Genomic DNA, 18925 nt, shown 5'->3' on the forward strand with positions numbered 1-18925 from the left:
TGATCGAAAAAAGAAAATTAAGGATCGATTCTACCGGAGTTGGCCGAGATTCGCAGCGCTTCCGCCATCGATCGCCGCCAGGCTCTGCGCGAGTGCGCGCCCCTTGTCCAGGCAATCCGGTACGGAAACGCCGCCGAGCCAGTTGGCACAGACATGCAAACCGCGCGTGCGCCACGGCCGCAATGCGTCGCGCGCGCGCGGCAGCGCGGCATCGGCCTGCGGCAGCGCGGCGTCGAGGCGAATCCGTGTCTGCGCAGCGGGCGGGCGCGAGCAATCGAACAGGCGGACCAACTCGCGGTTGAGGGCAGGAAAAAACCGGGCATCGTCGAGACCGGCCTCGTGCCGGTACAGACGACCGCCGACATAGCTGGTCACCAGGTAGCGACCGGCGGCCACGGCATCGGGAAACAGGGCGCCGGTCATCAGGTGACCGGCGGCGAACGCCCGTTCGGCGCGCGGATGCAGACCGCCGAAACCGTGCAGCGGGCGATGCATGTCTTCGAGCGGACCGCGGCTGGCGACCACGTTCATGGGGGCATAGCGGATCGCATCCAGCGACCGCGCCAGCGCCGGATCGAGCGGCGCGAGCAGGCTTGCCGCCTGCGGCGCTGGCACGGCCAGCACGACCGCGCTTGCGCGCAGCTCGCCCCGATCGGTGCTCAACACCCAGGCGTCCCGATGGGGAGCGAGGGCGCGCACCGGACAGGACAGGCGCACGTCCAGTTGCGCGGCCAGCGCGCGCGGCAGCGACTCCAGGCCGCCGGCCAGCGAGAACGGCGCACGCCGACGCAAACCGCCGCCGATCGCGCGGCGCAACATGCCGCCGACGATGGAGCCGCTGTCGCGCTCGGCCGCCGCCAGCAGCGGCATGACCTCGTCGATCAGCAATTCCTCCGGGTCGCCGGCATAGATGCCGGCGACCAGCGGATTGATCACCAGATCGAGAAAATCCTGCCCGAGCCGGCGACGGAAAAAAGCGGCCACCGTCTCCGCCGCCACCGGGCGCGGCGGGCGGCGCCACACCTCGCTGAACAGCGCCCAACGCGTGTGCAGCGGGAAAAAATCGCCGCACAGCAAAGCGAGCGGCCCGCCCGGCACGGCCCGGTAGAGGCCATCGCGCAAAATATAGCGCTGGCGCGACAAGGGCGCAGCCGGCTGGGGGGTCAAGCCGAGCTCGCGCAGCCACTCGAGCAGAGCCGGCGCGGCGAGCAAGGTATTCGGCCCCGCCTCGAAGCGGCAGTCGTCGGCGACATGGGTGCGCACCATGCCGCCGACACGGGAGTCGGCCTCGAGCACGACGACCTCGCGCCCGGCCTGCGCGAGCCACCAGGCGCAGGACAGACCCGAGACGCCAGCGCCGACGACGGCGATCACGACCAGTCCAGAATCACCTTGCCGGACTGCCCCGACAGCATCGCCGCGAAGCCGTCTGCAAAACCGGACAGCGGGAAGTGATGGGTGATGATGGGACTGATGTCGAGCCCGGATTGCAGCAAGGCCACCATCTTGTACCAGGTCTCGAACATTTCCCGGCCATAGATGCCCTTGATTTCCAACCCCTTGAAAATCACCTGATTCCAGTCGATGGCGGTGTCCGCCGGCGGAATGCCGAGCAGCGCGACCTTGCCGCCATGATTCATGGTCTCGAGCATCTGGCGGAAGGCCTGCGGCTGTCCCGACATTTCCAGTCCGACGTCGAAGCCCTCGCTCATGCCCAGTTCGCGCATCACGTCGCCGAGTTGCTCGCGCGCGACGTTGACGCAGCGCGTCGCGCCGAGCCGACCGGCCAGTTCGAGACGGTAATCGTTGACGTCGGTGATCACGACATGGCGCGCCCCGACGTGGCGCGCGATCGCCGCCGCCATGATCCCGATCGGGCCGGCGCCGGTGATCAGCACGTCCTCGCCGACCAGGTTGAACGCCAGCGCGGTATGGACCGCGTTGCCGAACGGGTCGAAGATCGACGCCAGATCATCGGAAATGTCGTCGGGAATGGGAAAGGCGTTGAAAGCCGGAATCACCAGATACTCGGCGAAGGCCCCGGGGCGATTGACGCCGACCCCGACGGTGTTGCGGCACAGATGGCGGCGACCGGCGCGACAGTTGCGGCAGTGGCCGCAGGTGATGTGCCCTTCGCCCGACACGCGGTCGCCGACGGCGAAGCCTTTGACCTCGGAGCCCATCGCCTCCACCACCCCCACGTATTCATGCCCGACCGGCATCGGCACCGGAATGGTCTTCTGCGCCCAGTCGTCCCAGTTCCAGATGTGGATGTCGGTGCCGCAGATCGCCGTTTTGACGATGCGGATCAGCAAGTCGTTGTGCCCGACCTCGGGCACATCGACGTCGGTCAGCCACAGGCCGCGCTCGGCCCTGAGTTTGCTCAATGCTTTCACGATGTTTCGCCCCGCTCCTTACGCCTTGGCGCCGATCACGCCCAAATCGCGGCCGACGCGCACGAAGGCGGCCACCGCGCGGTCTATCTGTTCGGCCGTGTGCGCGGCCGACATCTGGGTACGGATGCGCGCGCGGCCCTTGGGTACCACCGGGAAGGAAAAACCGACCACATACACCCCCTCGGACAGCAGCGCGGCAGCCATCTCGCCGGCCAGACGCGCGTCGCCGAGCATCACCGGAACGATGGGATGCCGCCCCGGCACCAGATTGAAGCCGGCCTGCCCCATCTCGCGCCGGAAATGCTCGGCGTTGGCAGTCAGCCGCGCCCGTAGCGCATCGCCTTCGGCGGCCAGGATCTCGAACACCTTGAGGCTCGCCGCCGCGATGGCCGGCGCCAGGCTGTTGGAAAACAGATAGGGCCGCGAACGCTGGCGCAGCAGGTCGATGATGGGCTGACGGCCCGAGATATAGCCGCCGGACGCCCCCCCCAGCGCCTTGCCCAGCGTGCCGCTATAGATATCGACGCGGTCGGCCACGCCGCACAGCTGCGGCGTTCCGCCGCCGCTGGCGCCGATGAAGCCCACCGCATGCGAATCGTCGACCATGACCAGCGCACCGAAACGGTCGGCGACCGCGCACAGCGATTTCAGGTCGGCGATGATGCCGTCCATCGAGAACACGCCGTCGGTCACGATCAGCTTGAAGCGCGCGCCGGCGGCATCGGCCGCCTTGAGCTGCGTCTCGAGGTCGCCCATGTCGTTGTTCTTGTAGCGGTAGCGCTGCGCCTTGCACAGACGCACGCCATCGATGATGGAGGCGTGATTGAGCTCATCCGAAATGATCGCGTCTTCTTCGCCGAACAGCGTCTCGAACACGCCGCCGTTGGCGTCGAAGCAACTGGAATAAAGGATGCTGTCGTCGGTGCCGAGAAAGGCGGAGATCGCCCGTTCCAGATCCTTGTGCACCGTCTGGGTGCCACAAATGAAGCGCACCGAGGCGCAACCATAGCCGTAGCGGTCGAGGCCGGCGTGGGCGGCGGCGATCACGCGCTCGTCGTCGGCCAGCCCCAGATAGTTGTTCGCACAGAAATTCAGCACGTCGCGCCCGTCGGCGAGCGCGATGGCCGCACCTTGCGGGGTATCGATCACGCGCTCCGGCTTCTCGAAGCCATCGCTGCGCAGTTGCGTGAGAACGGCCCCGAGATGGGCCAGATAGGTATGGTTCATGGGCTCTCGTCCGAAGGGATGCGAAACGGCCACAGGGCGTCGTGACCGCGGATAGCGCGATTGTAGCCCCGTCCGGGGACGCCGGAAACAGGAAGCGGCGCCAGCGGCCGCAACCGGCATGGCACGCAGCTTGCTAGGACTGACGGGCGTCCTTTTCGTTCCCGCAGGATGCCGCCGCCTCCTCGACTTGCGGCGGCGGAGCCGGCGGACGGCGCGCGAGACGCGCAAGCGTCGCGACGGTCGTCACCACGGGCGAGAGGATGATCAGCATCCAAAACCAAGTTTGATGAATCATGCCTTGATTCTAGCTCATCCTCCTGCCAGGCGGAGTTCTTCCCGCGCCCACCGCAAATGCCAAAAGCATATAAAGATTTTGCAAGCGGCTGGGATTTTAAGCTTTTTCGATTTACTTCGAATATTGATATGAAAATTGGGATTAAGGCGAGAATTCAACATTTTTGCAACACTGCGCCAGCGGCGTCTCTGCCGACAAAAACATTAGCCGCATAGATTTTACTTTAGAAAATCAATAATTTAACAAAAACAAATTCCATGCGAATTTTTTCCAAATACCAAAATAACAACATATGGCACCACAGTTTAACTACTTGTGCGTCATTTCCGACACAAGTTGATTGACGAGATGCCACACAACTTTGCAAACTCATAGGCATCTGGCATCGACACCTGTTATTGAAAAAGGGCGCCGCCAGGAAAGTTCGCCGCGAGATCCGCGGACGAGACATCACCAATAACTATGGAAACAATGGGAAAATGAAGAAACTCGCTCTGGTCGCAGCTGTGGCTGCCGCACTGCCGGTACTGGCACACGCCGATGTCACCATCTACGGCACCGTCGCCATGGGTATCAACTCCTACGACAATGCCGGTCTGACCACGACTCGTGTTGATGACTACGGCTCCAAGATCGGCTTCAAGGGTAGCGAAGATCTGGGTAACGGCCTGAAGTCGATCTGGCAGATCGAGTCGGGCTATGACGCAGACGGCTCTCAAGCTGGCTACACCGGCACCTTCGCTTCGCGTACGACCTGGGTCGGCCTGCAAAGCGGCTTCGGTACCGTCCGCCTCGGCCGTCTGTGGGACATGATGGTTGAAACCGAGTCGACCGACACCTTCAACGGCCCTCACGTAGACGCGCACAATCTGACCTACCCGGTTTATGAAAACGGGATCATCCCCGGCTTCAACCTCGGTGGCGGCGTGGATGCGGGCTCCGGCATCAAGAATGCGGTCCGTTACGACGCTCCGAGCTGGAACGGTGTCGATGTCTCGGTTCTCTACGCTGCAGGCGAAAACAACACCACCACGACTAGCTCGACCGATCGTTATGGCTTCCATGTCAACTACCAGAACGAGCCGACCAAGCTGTTCGTAGGCGTGGCCTACGAAGCCCAGCGCAACCAGGCTGGCAGCAAGACCGGTGCGATGAGCCGTATCGAAGGTGGTTACAACGGCGACAAGCTGACGCTGGCCGCGACCTTCAACCATGACTCGCTGTACGCCTCCACCACCAGCAGCAGCACCTGGAACACGCTTGGTGCCAATAACAGCGCTTCGCACTTCTCCGGCAATTCCTGGGGCCTGCTGGCTGCGTACGCGATCGGTCCGTTTACCCCGAAGATCGAATACTCGCAACGCCAGGATGCTACCGTCGATGGCAGCAAAGTCAGCACCAACATCAAGCAGATCGGTCTTGCTGTCGACTACAGCCTGAGCAAGCGCACGACGGTTGAAGCTGCGTATGCACGTCAAAAAGAAGGCGACGCGCTGGTTGCCCTGAATGGCGACAGCTCGAACACTTCGCATACCGTTTACTTTGCCCTGATTCACAAGTTCTAAGATCGCCTCACCGCGTTTCTTTCGAAAACTTGAGCCGCTTCCCACGGGAAGCGGCTTTTTTTCGTACTCTCTGCTCAGAGCGCGCCATGCAGATGGCAGGCGACGAAGTGTCCGTCGCCGAGGTCGCGCAACGACGGCTCCACCTGCGCGCACGCGGCTTGCGCGCGCGGGCAGCGGCCATGAAAGCGGCAGCCGTCCGGGGGCTGGGCCGGACTCGGCAATTCGCCCTGCAGCACGATGCGCTGGCGCGGGGCATCCGGGTCGGCCAGCGGAATCGCCGACAGCAACGCCTCGGTATACGGATGCAGCGGATGCGCGAACAGCGCATCGCGCGGGGCCCGCTCCACGATCACCCCGAGATACATGACCGCGATGTCGTCGCACAGGTGCTCGACCACGGCCAGATCGTGCGAGATGAACAAAAATGTCACCCCCTGCTCTTCTTTCAGGTCCGAAAACAGATTGATGATCTGAGCCTGGATCGACACATCGAGCGCCGACACCGGTTCGTCGGCCACGATCAGATCGGGTTTCAGCGCGAGCGCGCGCGCGATGCCGATGCGCTGCAGCTGCCCGCCCGAGAACTCGTGCGGATAGCGCTCGTAATGGTAGGACGCGAGCCCGCAGATATGCATCACCTCCAGCACCCGCTCGCGCACGTCGGCGGCGGCGGCCATGCCATGCTCGAGCAGCGCCTCGCCGATCGCGTCGCCGACGCGCAGGCGCGGATTGAGCGAACCGTAGGGGTACTGGAACACCAGTTGCATGCGCGGGCGCAGCGCTTTCAGCTGGGCCGTGCCCAGAGCATGGACATCGCGCCCTTGAAACAGCACCTGCCCCGCCGTCTTCGCATGCAGACCGAGCACGGTCCGGCCCACCGTCGTCTTGCCGCTGCCCGACTCGCCGACCAGCCCCAGGGTGGTGCCGCGGCGCAGGCTGAAACTGACGCCGTCCACCGCACGCACCTGGCCGCTCACGCGGCCGAACACGCCCCCGCGGACAGGGAAATGTTTCTTCAAATCGCGGACTTCGAGTAGAACTTCGCTCTCAGCATTCATCATTCTTCCTTTCGGCACAGCACGCAGGCCGCCTGGTGGCCGTCGCCGAGGTCGACCGCTTCGGGAATGCCTGTGCGGCAGCGCGGCCCGGCCAGGCTGCAGCGTTCGGCAAATGCGCAATGCGCTGGCAGCCGGGCCGGATCGGGAACCTGCCCCGGGATGCTGGGCAGGCGCCGCAAGCGCTGTCCGGGCACCGGACGCGAAGCGAGCAGGCCGCGGGTATAGGGGTGGGCCGGCTGCTTGAATATCGTCCGCGCCGGGCCGCTCTCGACCACGCGGCCCGCATACATGACCAGCACATGGTCGGCCAGTTCGGTCACCACCCCCAGATCGTGGGTGATCAGCAATAGCGCCATGCCCTGCTCGCGCTTCAGTTTCTGCAGCAGGTCCAGGATCTGCGCCTGTATCGTCATATCCAGCGCCGTGGTCGGCTCGTCGGCGATCAACAGCGCGGGGCGGCAGCTGATGGCAATGGCGATCATCACCCGCTGCAACATGCCGCCCGACAACTCGTGCGGGTAACTTTCGACGATTTTCCCGGGACGCGGGATACCGACTTCGGCCAGCAAGGCGATGGCCCGTTCCCAGGCCGCCCGCGGCGTCAGGGCGCGATGCTCGATCAGGGGCTCGACGATCTGCTCGCCTATGCTCAGCACCGGGTTGAGCGAGGACATCGGCTCCTGGAAAATCATCGCTATCTCATTGCCGCGCAGCCGGCGCAGTTCTTCCGGTGCCAGAGTCAGCAAATCGCGCCCGCGGTAAAGCAGGCGACCGCCGGCGATCCGGCCGGCCGGCTTCGCGACGAGCCCGAGCAGCGACAGCGCGGCGACACTCTTGCCGCAGCCCGATTCGCCGACCAGGGCGACGGTTTCGCCCGCGCGAATGGTGAAGCTCAGGTCCTGTACCGCGCGGGCGATACCCTGCCCGGTATGGAAGTGGGTGGAGAGGTGGGAGAATTCGATCAAGGGCGGGTTCGCGTGCGTCATCATCGTGTCCTGCGTTCAGCGTTTGGGGTCGATCGCATCGCGCAAGCAGTCGCCGAGGACGTTGATCGCAATTACGGTACAGAAAATCGCCAGTCCGGGCGGCATCCACAGCCAGGGACGACGCTGGAAATCGACAAAGCTGTTGGCGGTATCCATCATATTGCCCCATGAAGGCGTCGGCGGCACCACGCCGAGCCCGAGGTAGCTGAGGTAGGATTCGTTGAGAATCGCGCCGGCCACGCCCATGGTCGCCGCCACGATCAGCAGCGGAACCGTATTGGGCAACAGGTGCCGGAACAGCCGGCGCCGCGTGGACAGGCCGAGCACTTCGGTCGCCAGCATGAAGTCGCGTTCGCGCAAGGACAGGATCTGCCCGCGCACGATGCGTGCGAGCGAGGTCCACGACAGCAGGCTCAGCATCAACATGACCATATAGATGCGGTAGTCGGGGTCCACCTTCAGTTCGGACAACACCGCCCCCATGATGATCAGCAAGGGCAGGCTGGGTATCGTCATCAGCAAATCGGCAAAGCGCATGATCAGCGCATCGACGATACCGCCAAGATAGCCGGCCAGCGCGCCGGCGGTATAACCGAGCAGCACCGACAGCAGCACCGAGACGAAGCCGACGCTCAGCGAGATGCGGCCGGCGACCAGCAAGCGGGTCAGGATGTCTCGACCGAGAAAATCCGTCCCCAGCCAGTGCCGGGCGCTGGGTGCGCTATTGCTCAGCAGCGCGTCGGTACTGTCCAGCTGCCATGGCGTCAGCCACGGTCCGAAGACACAGGCCAGCACCATCAGCCCCAGCACGGCGAGCGCCAGCAAAGCCGGCCGCGAGTGGCGCAGACGCCAGACGGCATCGCCCAGCGGCGAACGGGTACGTCCAAGGGTGCCCGCCAACGCTTCCAGTTCGGCCTGACGCCGGCGGCGGCGCCCGTTGAAATACGATCGCATGATTCACGCTCCTCAGCGAATGCGAATGCGCGGATCGGCCAGCGCATAGGCGATATCGGCCAGCAGATTGCCGAGAATCGTCAGCACGGCCAGAAACAGGGTAAAGCCCATCAGCACCGGGTAGTCGCGTGCGGCCAGGGTATCGATATGGATATGTCCGGCACCGGGCCAGTTGAACAGCTTCTCGGTCACGATGGCCCCCGAGAACAGGCCGGGCAGCTCGAAACCGAGCAGTGTTATCACCGGCAGCAGGCCGTTGCGCAGCGCATGCTTAAAAACGACGGTCCGTTCTTTCAGCCCCTTGGCCCGCGCGGTGCGCACGCAGTCGAGCGCCAGCGCTTCGAGCATGCTCGCTCGGAAATAGCGGGTCAGGCTGCCGGCTTGCAGCATGACCAGCGTCAGCACCGGCAGCACCATGTGCGCGGCAACCTCCAGCACATGCGCCCAGCCGCGGCTTTCGCTGCCGGTGGCGATCATGCCGCCCACCGGCAGCCATGCGAGATCGACGGCAAACCATTTGATCAGCAACAGACAGAGGAAAAACACCGGAAACGACATGGCGGCAAACACCAGCAGCGTGACCAGACGGTCGTACCAGGAATGCGGACGCACCGCCGCCGTGACGCCGATCAGCAGGGACAGCCCCCAGTACAGCACCAGTACCACGCTGGCCAGCAGAAAGGAATTCCACACATAGCGATCGAGCAGTTCGGTCACCGGGATCTGGTACTGCAGCGAAAACCCGAGATCGCCGTGCGCGAGTTGCCACAGCCAGTGCAGATAGCGTTGCCATGCCGGATGATCGAGACCGTACAGGGCCTTGAGTTCGAGCGCGCGCTCGGGGCTCAGGCTGATGCTGCCATCGACGAAATCACCGGGAGTCAGCGCGAAGATGAAAAAAATGACGGCCGATGCCCCGAGCAGGGTCGGGAACATCAGCAACACGCGGCGCAGAATGAATTGGCGCATGGGAACCTCGAAACAGGCGCCGCCGCGGCCCGTGCGGGCGGCGGCGGCGCGGTCGCAGCGATGACTACTTGACGATTTTCAGATGCGGCAGGCTGGTGATGATCCCGTTGTAGATATCAGGGGTAAAACCGCTGATGCGCGCGCTGCTGGCCGACAGAACCTTGCGATAGGCGAGATAGATCACCGGCGGATCGCCGGCCAGCACCTGATACAGCTGGTGATAAAGCTGTTTGCGGCGCTTCAGGTCCAGCGTGGCGTTGGCCTCGACCGTCAACCGGTCGACCTGGGGATTGTGATAACCGTTGACGCTCTGCGAGGTCAGAAAATCATGCACGCCTTCGTTCGGATCATTGATCAGCGAGGTGCTGAAGGTCGCCAGGTCGTAATGCCCGGCCTTGCGCTTCGCCAGCAAGGCGTTGAAATCGGAGACTTCGGGCCGCAGTTCGACGCCGATGGCCTTGTAGCTTTCCTTGGCGATCGGGATCAGGGCATCGGTCAGCAGTTTGCGCGTCGCCAGCAGGGTCAGCGTCAGGCGCTGGCCATCCTTGACGCGGATGCCGTCGGCGCCGACTTTCCATCCGGCCTGGTCGAGCAAGGTCCGGGCACGCGCGGGATTATACGCATACGGGTTCACCCCGCTCGGGTCATACGCCCACGACCCCGGCGCGACCGCTTCGGTCGCCACGCTGCCATAGCCCTGATAGACCACATCCACCAGTTTCTGCCGGTCGAGACCGTAGATCAGCGCCTGACGTACACGCACATCTTTCAGATAGGGCTTCTTGAGGTTGAATTCGACCAGGCTGTAATCGCTGGAGTTGTAGATGTCGATATTGGCGAACCCCAGACTCTTGAGCTGCTCGATATTGTCCTTGTTGATCGAGAAGCGGTCGTTGTCGACTTCCCCGGTCTGGAACAGCTGCAGTTTGGTCGCGTCCGACGTGATCCGGTAGATGAAAAACGGGACCGGCGGCTTGCCGGCATAGTAGTACGGGTTGGCATGGAAGCGGACTTCCTGCCCCGGAATGTACTTGTCGTAGACATACGGTCCGGCTCCGAGCGGGCGCGCGCTTTGCGTGCGCACGCCATCGAGATGACCGGGAGTGTAATTCTTGCCGTAATACGCACGCGACAGCACCGGCCCGCCGATCAAGGGCAAGGTCACCGCGCCGGCTTCCGTGGTCGTTATCCGTATCGTGCGCGGGTCGAGCACCTTGATCCCGCTGATCGTACCGGCGCGGCCGGCCTTGTAGTCGGCGCCGCCCTTGATATTGGCGAGCGAAATATCGGTCTCGCCGTCGTATTTGGGGTCGTGCAGCAGCGTGAGGGTGAATTCGACGTCGGATGCGGTCAGCGGCGAGCCATCGCTGAACTTGAGATTCGGCCGCAGCTTGAAGGTGTAGACGAGATTATCGCGGCTGACCTGCCACGACTCGGCCAGCTGCGGAACCGGCCTGCCCTGGCGGTCGAGGCCGACCAGATTGGCGAAGATGACCTGGGTGACGTTTTCGTCCCAACCGTTATGGAACAGATAGGGGTTGAAAATGCCTTGCGGTTCGGAGATGGCGCTGACCACGACATCGTGCCGCGCCCTGGCCGCCGCCGGAAGCCGCGACGGGTCGCTGGCGCGCAGCGATCCCTCTTCTGCCGCCTGGGCGGCTGCCATCGTCCCCAGGCCCCATACCATGGCCGCCAGCAGCAGCCGTCGGCGCGCAAACCGTATTCCACCCATCTTCTATATCCTTTTGTTTCATTAAAAACAATTTATATACATTTAGGATATATAGTGAGCTACGCGCAGCCTGCCGTCCAACAGATAGTAATGCTTTCGAAATATCAATTTATTATAAAACCCGACCTGCCCGCCAAGTGCCGGAGCCTGTCGCACCATGAAAAAAAACGGATGGCCGCGGCCATCCGTTTTCGCCCTGCCGCCGATGCAGCGCTCAGTCGAAGAACTCGCGCAATTTGTCCATGAAGGATTTGGCGCGCGGATTGTGCTTGGCGCTGTCGCCCAGGCTGATGGACTCGAACTCCTCCAGCAATTCGCGCTGACGCTCGGTCAGGTTGACCGGGGTTTCCACCACGACATGGCACATCAGATCGCCGATATCGCTGCCGCGCACGGCCTTGATGCCCTTGCCGCGCAAGCGGTAAACGCGGCCGCTTTGCGTTTCGGACGAGATCTTGACCTTGGCCATGCCCTCCAGCGTCGGAATCTCCACTTCGCCGCCGAGAGCGGCCGTGGTGAAGCTGATCGGCATCTCGCAATGCAGGTCCATGCCGTCGCGCTGGAACACCGCGTGCTGGCGGATATGCGTGACCACATACAGGTCGCCGGCCGGCCCGCCATTCTGGCCGGGTTCGCCTTCGCCCGACAACCGGATGCGATCGCCTTCGTCGACCCCCGGCGGAATCTTCACGTTCAGGGTCTTGTTGGTCTTCAGCTGGCCTGCGCCGTGGCACTTCGGGCACGGGTCGGCGATCTGCTTGCCACTGCCATGGCAGCTCGGGCAGGTCTGCTGGATGGAAAAGAAACCCTGGCTCATGCGCACCTGGCCATGCCCGCCGCAGGTGGAGCAGGTCTTGGGCTGGGTGCCGGGCTTGGCGCCGGAACCCTTGCAATGGTCGCACGCCTGATGCGAGGGGATGCGAATCTGCTTCTCGCAGCCGCGCGCCGCTTCTTCCAGCGTGATTTCCATGTTGTAGCGCAGATCGGCGCCACGATACACATTGGAACGGCCACCGCCGCCTGCACCGCGTCCGCCGCCGAAAATGTCGCCGAAGATATCCGAGAATGCGTCGGTGAAATCGCCGAAGCCTGCTCCGCCACGCCCGCCCGCGCCCGCATTGGGATCGACCCCTGCGTGACCGAACTGATCGTAGGCCGAACGCTTCTGGCTGTCGGAGAGGATCTCGTAGGCTTCTTTCGCCTGCTTGAATTTCTCTTCCGACTCCTTGCTGTCCGGGTTACGGTCCGGGTGGTACTTCATCGCCAGCTTGCGATACGCTTTCTTGATATCCTCATCGGACGCATCGCGATTGACGCCCAGTACCTCGTAGAAATCTCGTTTTGACATGCTGTGACCCTGCGTCCAACCATTACGAAAAAAGGCACAGGCGCGCCAAGGCGCCGCCTGTGCCCGGTGAAGAAGGCGGGCTTACTTGTCCTTCTTCACTTCCTCGAATTCGGCATCGACCACATTGCCGTCTTCCGGTTTGCCGGCCGAAGCGCCGCCGGCCGGAGCCGCTTCGCCTTCGGGCTGCTGCTGCGCATACATCTGCTCGGCCAGCTTGTGCGACACTTTCATCAAGGCTTCGACCTTGGCGTCGATCGCATCCTTGTCATCGCCCTTGACCGCTTCTTCGGCTTCCTTCAGCGCGGCTTCGATCGCGGTCTTTTCCTCGGCCGAGACCTTGTCGCCGAAATCGGCGAGCGATTTTCTCACCGAATGGACCAGGGTATCGCCCTGATTCTTGGCCTGAACCAGTTCGTGCAGCTTCTTGTCTTCCTCGGCGTTGGCTTCGGCATCCTGCACCATGCGCTGGATTTCTTCTTCCGACAGACCGCTGGAAGCCTGAATCGTGATATTGGCCTGCTTGCCGGTCGCCTTGTCCTTGGCGCTCACATGCAGAATACCGTTGGCGTCGATATCGAAGGTGACTTCGATTTGCGGCACGCCGCGCGGCGCGGCCGGAATATCGGCCAGATTGAACTGACCGAGGCTCTTGTTGGCAGCAGCCTTTTCACGTTCGCCTTGCAGCACGTGGATGGTCACCGCGGTCTGGTTGTCGTCGGCGGTGGAGAACGTCTGCGTCGCCTTGGTCGGGATCGTGGTGTTCTTCTGGATCAGCTTGGTCATCACGCTGCCCATGGTTTCGATACCCAGCGACAGCGGGGTCACGTCCAGCAGCAGCACGTCCTTGCGGTCGCCGGACAGGACCGAGCCCTGGATGGCGGCGCCGACAGCGACAGCTTCATCCGGGTTCACGTCGCGGCGCGGTTCCTTGCCGAAGAATTCCTTGACCTTGTCCAGGACCTTGGGCATGCGGGTCTGGCCGCCGACCACGATCACGTCGCGGATGTCGCCGACGGAGAGGCCGGCATCCTTCAGCGCCACGCGGCACGGCTCGATCGAGCGTTCGATCAGGTCTTCGACCAGGGACTCGAACTTCGCGCGGGTGATCTTCATCGACAGATGCTTGGGACCGCTGGCATCCATGGTGATATACGGCAGCGTCACTTCGGTCTGCTGGCCGGAGGACAGTTCGATCTTGGCCTTTTCCGCCGCTTCTTTCAGGCGTTGCAGCGCCATCACATCGGTCTTGAGATCGACGCCCTGTTCGCGCTTGAACTCGCCGATGATGTAATCGATCAGGCGCTGGTCGAAGTCTTCGCCACCGAGGAAGGTGTCGCCGTTGGTCGACAGCACCTCGAACTGATGCTCGCCATCCACGTCGGCGATTTCGATGATGGAGATATCGAAAGTGCCGCCGCCCAGGTCATACACGGCGATCTTGCGATCGCCTTCCTGTTTGTCGAGGCCGAACGCCACGGCAGCCGCGGTCGGTTCGTTGATGATGCGCTTGACTTCGAGGCCGGCGATGCGTCCGGCATCCTTGGTTGCCTGACGCTGGCTGTCGTTGAAGTAGGCCGGCACGGTGATCACCGCTTCGGTCACTTCTTCGCCCAGATAGTCTTCGGCCGCTTTTTTCATCTTGCGCAACACTTCGGCGGAGATCTGCGGCGGAGCCAGCTCGTCGTCGCGGACCTTGACCCAGGCGTCGCCATTCTTGGCCTTCTTGATTTCGAAAGGCATCAGATCGATGTCTTTCTGGACTTCGCGGTCTTCGAAGCGACGGCCGATCAGGCGCTTGATCGCGTACAGGGTGTTGCGCGGGTTGGTCACGGCCTGACGCTTGGCCGGAGCACCCACCAGGATTTCACCATCGTCCATGTAAGCGATGATGGACGGAGTGGTACGCGCGCCTTCGGCGTTTTCGATGACTTTCGGCACACCGTTTTCAAGAACGGCCACGCAGGAGTTGGTGGTGCCCAGGTCAATACCAATGATCTTACCCATTTTAAATTCCTTTCCTCTATATGCCCGCCACATCAATGTCGGCGGCACGGGGTCATGTTTGACAAGTCGTGGCTAAACCGGTGTTTTCAAGAGGGTTTGCCAGCTAAAGTCTTCTGAATCAATCGTTCTGGTCCGCAGGCTTGGCTACGACCACCATTGCCGGGCGCAAAACGCGGTCAGCCAGCAGGTAGCCTTTCAGTCTTACGCGCACGATGGTGTTCGGCGCGGCATCGGACACTTCGGTGTCGATCGCCTGGTGCTTGTGCGGATCCAGCGACTCGCCGAGCGGGTCGATCTCGCGCAGCTGAACCTTCTCGAAAGCGCCGACCAGTTGCTTCAGCGTCAGATCGACGCCGAATTTGAGCGCCTCGAACTGGCCGCTCTGATCGGCCAGCGCCATTTCCAGGCTGTCCTTGACGCCCAGCAGCTCGGACGCGAACTTGTTGATCGCATATTTCTGCGCATTGCCCACATCTTCCGAATTGCGACGGCGCAGGTTTTCCATTTCCGCGCGGCTGCGCAGAAACTGATCGCGGGCATCGGCCAGCTCGGCCTCCAGCTGCGCGATACGTTCTTCGGGCGACGACTCGCTGATGACGCTATGGCTGTCAGGCCCGGAGGCATTGCCGGCCTCGGCCGCCTCGACTTTGTTCTCTTCCTGCATGGCGATTCCTTGAATTGGATCAGCTTGATGATGTCCTGATGCAAGGTAGGGCCTTTCGCGGCAAATTCAAGTCAGTTTGCGCAATGATCGCGAAACAACACATATGTTCGTTTACGCAAATCAACAATGCACTTGGCATTTCGTTTTAAAACATCATTGTTAGTTACTGAAAATAAACAGATTTTTTTTGCTGCAGCGCACATCAACCGCTGTTTTATGCTTAAATTAAATGACGCGGCGATGTCGTCCGGCCCTATCCGCAAGGCCGGAATGGCCGCGCAACGGGGGTACACAAACCCCCGTCGACTAGAAGATTCCGGAACACCGGATCACGGTGCACCAGCGCGGCCTCCCCACGTATCGGGGGCACCCGGCTCGTGTCGGCCTGGGCGCGAACGCACCACACTCAAAGGGAATGCGGGGTTCGGCCCCGCCTGCAGAGAAACCGACTCGTAAAGGGTATCGCATGTCCACTCGTGAACAACGTATCGCCGCCATCCAGAAAGACTGGGACGAAAATCCGCGCTGGAAAGGGATTTCCCGCAGCTATAGCGCCGCCGATGTAGAACGGCTGCGCGGCTCGATCCAGATCGAGTACACCCTCGCGCGCAAAGGCGCCGACAAGCTGTGGAAGTTGCTGCACGACGAACCGTATATCAACGCGCTGGGAGCGCTGACCGGCAACCAGGCCATGCAGCAGGTCAAGGCCGGGCTGAAAGCCATCTATCTGTCCGGCTGGCAAGTCGCGGCCGACGCCAATCTCAGCGGCGAGATGTATCCCGATCAATCGCTGTATCCGGCCAACTCGGTCCCGGCGGTGGTCGAGCGCATCAATCGCGCCTTCCAGCGTGCCGACCAGCTGCACCATGCCGAAGGCAACGACGAAACGGACTTCTTCGCCCCCATTGTCGCCGACGCGGAAGCCGGTTTCGGCGGCGTTCTGAACGCGCACGAACTGATGAAGAGCATGATCGAGGCGGGGGCCGCCGGCGTCCACTTCGAAGACCAGCTCGCTTCCGTGAAGAAATGCGGTCATATGGGCGGCAAGGTTCTGGTGCCGACGCGCGAAGCGGTCGAAAAACTCGCCGCCGCCCGTCTCGCCGCCGATATCTATGGCGTGCCGACCCTGCTGGTGGCCCGTACCGATGCGGAGGCGGCCGATCTGCTGACGTCGGATGTCGACCCGCGCGACAGGCCGTTCTGCACCGGTGAACGCACGGTGGAAGGCTTCTATCGCACCAAGCCCGGTCTGGAACAGGCGATTTCGCGCGGTCTGGCCTACGCCGCCTACGCCGACCTGGTGTGGTGCGAAACCGGCAAGCCCGACCTCGAGTACGCGCGCAAGTTCGCCGAGGCGATCCACGCGAAATACCCGGGAAAAATGCTGGCCTACAACTGCTCGCCGTCGTTCAACTGGAAAAAGAACCTCGACGACGCGACCATTGCCCGCTTCCAGCGTGAACTCGGCGCCATGGGCTACCGCTTCCAGTTCATTACACTGGCCGGCTTCCACAGCCTGAACTACTCCATGTTCCACCTCGCGCACGGCTATGCGCGCGAAGGCATGACCGCCTTCGTCGAACTGCAGCAAAACGAGTTCGCCGCCGCGGAGCTGGGCTTCAGCGCCGTCAAGCACCAGCGTGAAGTGGGCACCGGCTACTTCGACTCGGTCACCCAGGCCATACAGGGCGGGCAGTCTTCGACGACGGCGCTCAAGGGCTCGACCGAAGAAGAGCAGTTCCACTAAGCCGCAAACCGCCGCCCGCCGGAGCGATCCGGCGGGCTTTGCGCGTCCGGGCACCAGGAAAGCGACGCCATGAAGACACGGTCCGTGCAGTCGGGTGAGGAAATGCGGCTATGGAAAATATTTCATAGCGCGGTGCACGCCATCGATGCCGCCTATTACAACGCCGAGCAGCGTGCGGCGTGGTCGCCGCCTGCCGTCGACGAGCAGGAATGGGTGCAGGCGATACGCGGCCTGTTGCCGCTGGTGGTCGAATACGATGGCCAGATCGTCGCCTACGCCGATCTCCAGTCCGATGGAACGATCACGCACTTTTTCGTTCACGCCGACTGGCAGCGTCGCGGCGTCGGCACTCTGCTGATGACGCGTCTGCACGACGGGGCACGCGAACGCGGCATCGGCCTGCTCACGGCCCAGGTCAGCCTGGCCGCCGAAGCCTTTTTTACCGCCTGGGACTTCCGGCTGCGCCAGCGGCAGACCGTCAGCCGTCGCGGCGCAATGCTGCCCAACGCGGTCATGGAGAAATGGCTGTCCCCCGCCGCCAGCGATTAATCCAGCGGCAGCCGGTCAATCAGCGCGCGAACGGCCTGGTCGATCGCCTGCGGCGTATCCTCGGCCAGCGCTTCGCTGTCCTCGCGCCAGGAGGGCGTTCCCGCCCCCCTGTTCACGCGCAGACTCAGCATGCGCACGATCTCGGCACGATACAGCGGTGCCCCGCCACGATAGTAGCCACCGCCGTACGCCGCGTCGGGCACCATGATCTGCCTCGCTTCGATGCGAAAGCACAGATGATAACCGCCGCTTTTCACATTCTCGCGCCAGTCATGCAGCTCAAGCCGGCTGCGGATCACCTCGGCCACGTTCAGGCCGGCATCCCCGCCCGGCAGGCAGTCGAGCACATATTCATGTTCGGCGGCCTCTGCCGCGAGCGTCGTCAGCGCGCACAAGGCCGCGACCGCTGCCCGTTTAATCCGCATCATGTCCGGACCTTTCCCGTCGCATCCGCTGCGGCGCCCTCAATCCCAGTATCCGGCGCGAGCGTAGACCGACTTCAGATAATCGATAAAATGCCGCACGCGCGGCGGCAGAAACTTGCGCTGCGCCACCACGGCGCACACAGGATAGTCCGGCGCCGAGAAGCGGTCGAGCACGGTGACGAGCCGCCCGGCGGCCAGGTCGTCCTTCACCTCCCACCACGAGCGCCAGGCCAAGCCGAGCCCCTCCACGGCCCAGTCGCGCAGCACGGCGCCGTCGTTGCACTCCAGCATGCCCGAGACGCGCAGGCCGCTCTGCCGGCCCTGATCGTGAAACACCCAGCCGCGGCTCTGGCTCTCTCCGAGCGACAGGCACTGGTGCTGCGCCAGATCGATGGGGGTCAGCGGTACGCCGCAGCGCTCGAGATAGGCGGGAGCGGCCACCACCACGCGCCGGTTTTCCGCGAGCCGGATCGCGACCAGGCCGGAATCGGCCAGCTCGCTGATACGGATCGCGCAATCGACCGGCTCGCGCAGCAGATCGACCAGGCGGTCGGACAGGTCGAGCGTCACGCGCAGATCGGGATGCGCTTGCTGGAAGGCCGCCACATGCGGCGCCACATGGCGGCGGCCGAAACCGGCGGGAGCCGTCAGACGCAAGTGGCCGCGCACCCGCGCCCCGCCGCTGCCGACCGCCGACTCGGCATCGCGCAGTTCGGCCAGAATGCGCAAGGTATCCTCGTAGAAGGCGCTGCCCTCCTGAGTCAGCGTCAGGCTGCGCGTCGTCCTGACCAGCAGACGCGCACCGAGCCGCTCTTCCAGCGCATTGAGCCGCCGTCCGATGACCGCCGCGACCACGCCGAGCTCGCGCGCGGCAGCCGACAGGCTGCCGTGCTTGACCACGGCGACAAAGCTCTCGAGTTGCTTGAAACCGTCCATGACGGCCCTCTCAATCGAACGCGAAGTATTAGATACTAAAAAGTAAAAGATGACTTGTCTAATTCGATCT

The 18925-nt window shown here is 63.0% G+C and carries 17 protein-coding genes; 3 read left to right on the top strand and 14 right to left on the bottom strand.

What is annotated here, in order from left to right; genetic code table 11:
* Positions 1-30: 30 nt before the first annotated feature.
* The 4 genes from hemG to G520_RS24905 all read right to left on the bottom strand — a co-directional run bounded on the left by hemG (position 31) and on the right by G520_RS24905 (position 3918).
* Positions 31-1374 (bottom strand): protoporphyrinogen oxidase, encoded by a 1344-nt coding sequence (gene hemG, locus G520_RS0110060; RefSeq protein ID WP_028535550.1) that lies wholly within the window; start codon positions 1372-1374, stop codon positions 31-33.
* A complete protein-coding gene (tdh, locus tag G520_RS0110065; RefSeq protein ID WP_028535551.1) occupies positions 1371-2396 on the bottom strand; it encodes an L-threonine 3-dehydrogenase in 1026 nt (341 codons plus the stop codon). Before tdh ends, hemG begins: the two co-directional genes overlap by 4 nt.
* Before the next feature lie 18 nt (positions 2397-2414).
* Entirely contained in the window at positions 2415-3623 is a 1209-nt protein-coding gene (locus tag G520_RS0110070) for a glycine C-acetyltransferase (RefSeq protein ID WP_028535552.1), read from the bottom strand.
* A 133-nt stretch (positions 3624-3756) separates the two neighbouring features.
* Positions 3757-3918 (bottom strand): hypothetical protein, encoded by a 162-nt coding sequence (locus tag G520_RS24905; protein ID WP_156876916.1) that lies wholly within the window; start codon positions 3916-3918, stop codon positions 3757-3759.
* 479 nt (positions 3919-4397) lie between these two features.
* Between G520_RS24905 and G520_RS0110080 the strand changes: the two genes are divergently transcribed.
* Positions 4398-5483 carry a porin gene (locus G520_RS0110080; protein WP_028535553.1) on the top strand — a complete coding sequence of 362 codons (1086 nt, stop codon included), beginning with the start codon at positions 4398-4400 and terminating at the stop codon, positions 5481-5483.
* Between the two features lie 74 nt (positions 5484-5557).
* On the opposite strand, the gene G520_RS0110085 is transcribed toward G520_RS0110080, so the two are convergent.
* The 8 genes from G520_RS0110085 to grpE form a co-directional block, all read right to left on the bottom strand.
* On the bottom strand, positions 5558-6544 hold the full coding sequence (locus tag G520_RS0110085; RefSeq protein WP_211222801.1) for an ABC transporter ATP-binding protein: 987 nt from the start codon (positions 6542-6544) through the stop codon (positions 5558-5560).
* Positions 6541-7530 (bottom strand): ABC transporter ATP-binding protein, encoded by a 990-nt coding sequence (locus G520_RS0110090; RefSeq protein WP_028535555.1) that lies wholly within the window; start codon positions 7528-7530, stop codon positions 6541-6543. The genes G520_RS0110085 and G520_RS0110090 overlap by 4 nt, the downstream gene beginning before the upstream one ends.
* Before the next feature lie 12 nt (positions 7531-7542).
* Complete coding sequence (gene opp4C, locus G520_RS0110095; RefSeq protein ID WP_211222802.1) at positions 7543-8481, bottom strand: oligopeptide ABC transporter permease; 939 nt, start codon at positions 8479-8481, stop codon at positions 7543-7545.
* A 12-nt stretch (positions 8482-8493) separates the two neighbouring features.
* On the bottom strand, positions 8494-9450 hold the full coding sequence (locus G520_RS0110100) for an ABC transporter permease (protein ID WP_028535557.1): 957 nt from the start codon (positions 9448-9450) through the stop codon (positions 8494-8496).
* A gap of 64 nt (positions 9451-9514) precedes the next feature.
* Positions 9515-11182, bottom strand: a complete 1668-nt coding sequence (locus tag G520_RS0110105) for an ABC transporter substrate-binding protein (protein ID WP_028535558.1) — start codon at positions 11180-11182, stop codon at positions 9515-9517.
* Positions 11183-11396: 214 nt separating this feature from the next.
* Positions 11397-12530 (bottom strand): molecular chaperone DnaJ, encoded by a 1134-nt coding sequence (gene dnaJ, locus G520_RS0110110; RefSeq protein WP_028535559.1) that lies wholly within the window; start codon positions 12528-12530, stop codon positions 11397-11399.
* Between the two features lie 81 nt (positions 12531-12611).
* Complete coding sequence (gene dnaK / locus G520_RS0110115) at positions 12612-14534, bottom strand: molecular chaperone DnaK (protein ID WP_028535560.1); 1923 nt, start codon at positions 14532-14534, stop codon at positions 12612-12614.
* 118 nt (positions 14535-14652) lie between these two features.
* Positions 14653-15198 carry a nucleotide exchange factor GrpE gene (gene grpE / locus G520_RS0110120; protein ID WP_028535561.1) on the bottom strand — a complete coding sequence of 182 codons (546 nt, stop codon included), beginning with the start codon at positions 15196-15198 and terminating at the stop codon, positions 14653-14655.
* A 466-nt stretch (positions 15199-15664) separates the two neighbouring features.
* Between grpE and aceA the strand changes: the two genes are divergently transcribed.
* Together aceA and G520_RS0110130 are read left to right on the top strand one after the other, a co-directional pair.
* Positions 15665-16945 (top strand): isocitrate lyase, encoded by a 1281-nt coding sequence (gene aceA, locus G520_RS0110125; protein ID WP_028535562.1) that lies wholly within the window; start codon positions 15665-15667, stop codon positions 16943-16945.
* 69 nt (positions 16946-17014) lie between these two features.
* Positions 17015-17494: a GNAT family N-acetyltransferase gene (locus G520_RS0110130; RefSeq protein WP_028535563.1), complete on the top strand. Its 480-nt coding sequence runs from the start codon at positions 17015-17017 to the stop codon at positions 17492-17494.
* Here G520_RS0110130 and G520_RS0110135 read toward each other — a convergent pair.
* Together G520_RS0110135 and G520_RS0110140 are read right to left on the bottom strand one after the other, a co-directional pair.
* Positions 17491-17922 carry a hypothetical protein gene (locus G520_RS0110135; RefSeq protein WP_028535564.1) on the bottom strand — a complete coding sequence of 144 codons (432 nt, stop codon included), beginning with the start codon at positions 17920-17922 and terminating at the stop codon, positions 17491-17493. The two genes, G520_RS0110130 and G520_RS0110135, sit on opposite strands and share 4 nt — an antisense overlap.
* 36 nt (positions 17923-17958) lie before the next feature.
* Positions 17959-18855: a LysR family transcriptional regulator gene (locus G520_RS0110140; RefSeq protein ID WP_028535565.1), complete on the bottom strand. Its 897-nt coding sequence runs from the start codon at positions 18853-18855 to the stop codon at positions 17959-17961.
* Positions 18856-18925: the final 70 nt, after the last annotated feature.

The sequence above is a fragment of the Paludibacterium yongneupense DSM 18731 genome, assembly GCF_000422925.1.
Lineage (GTDB): Bacteria > Pseudomonadota > Gammaproteobacteria > Burkholderiales > Chromobacteriaceae > Paludibacterium > Paludibacterium yongneupense.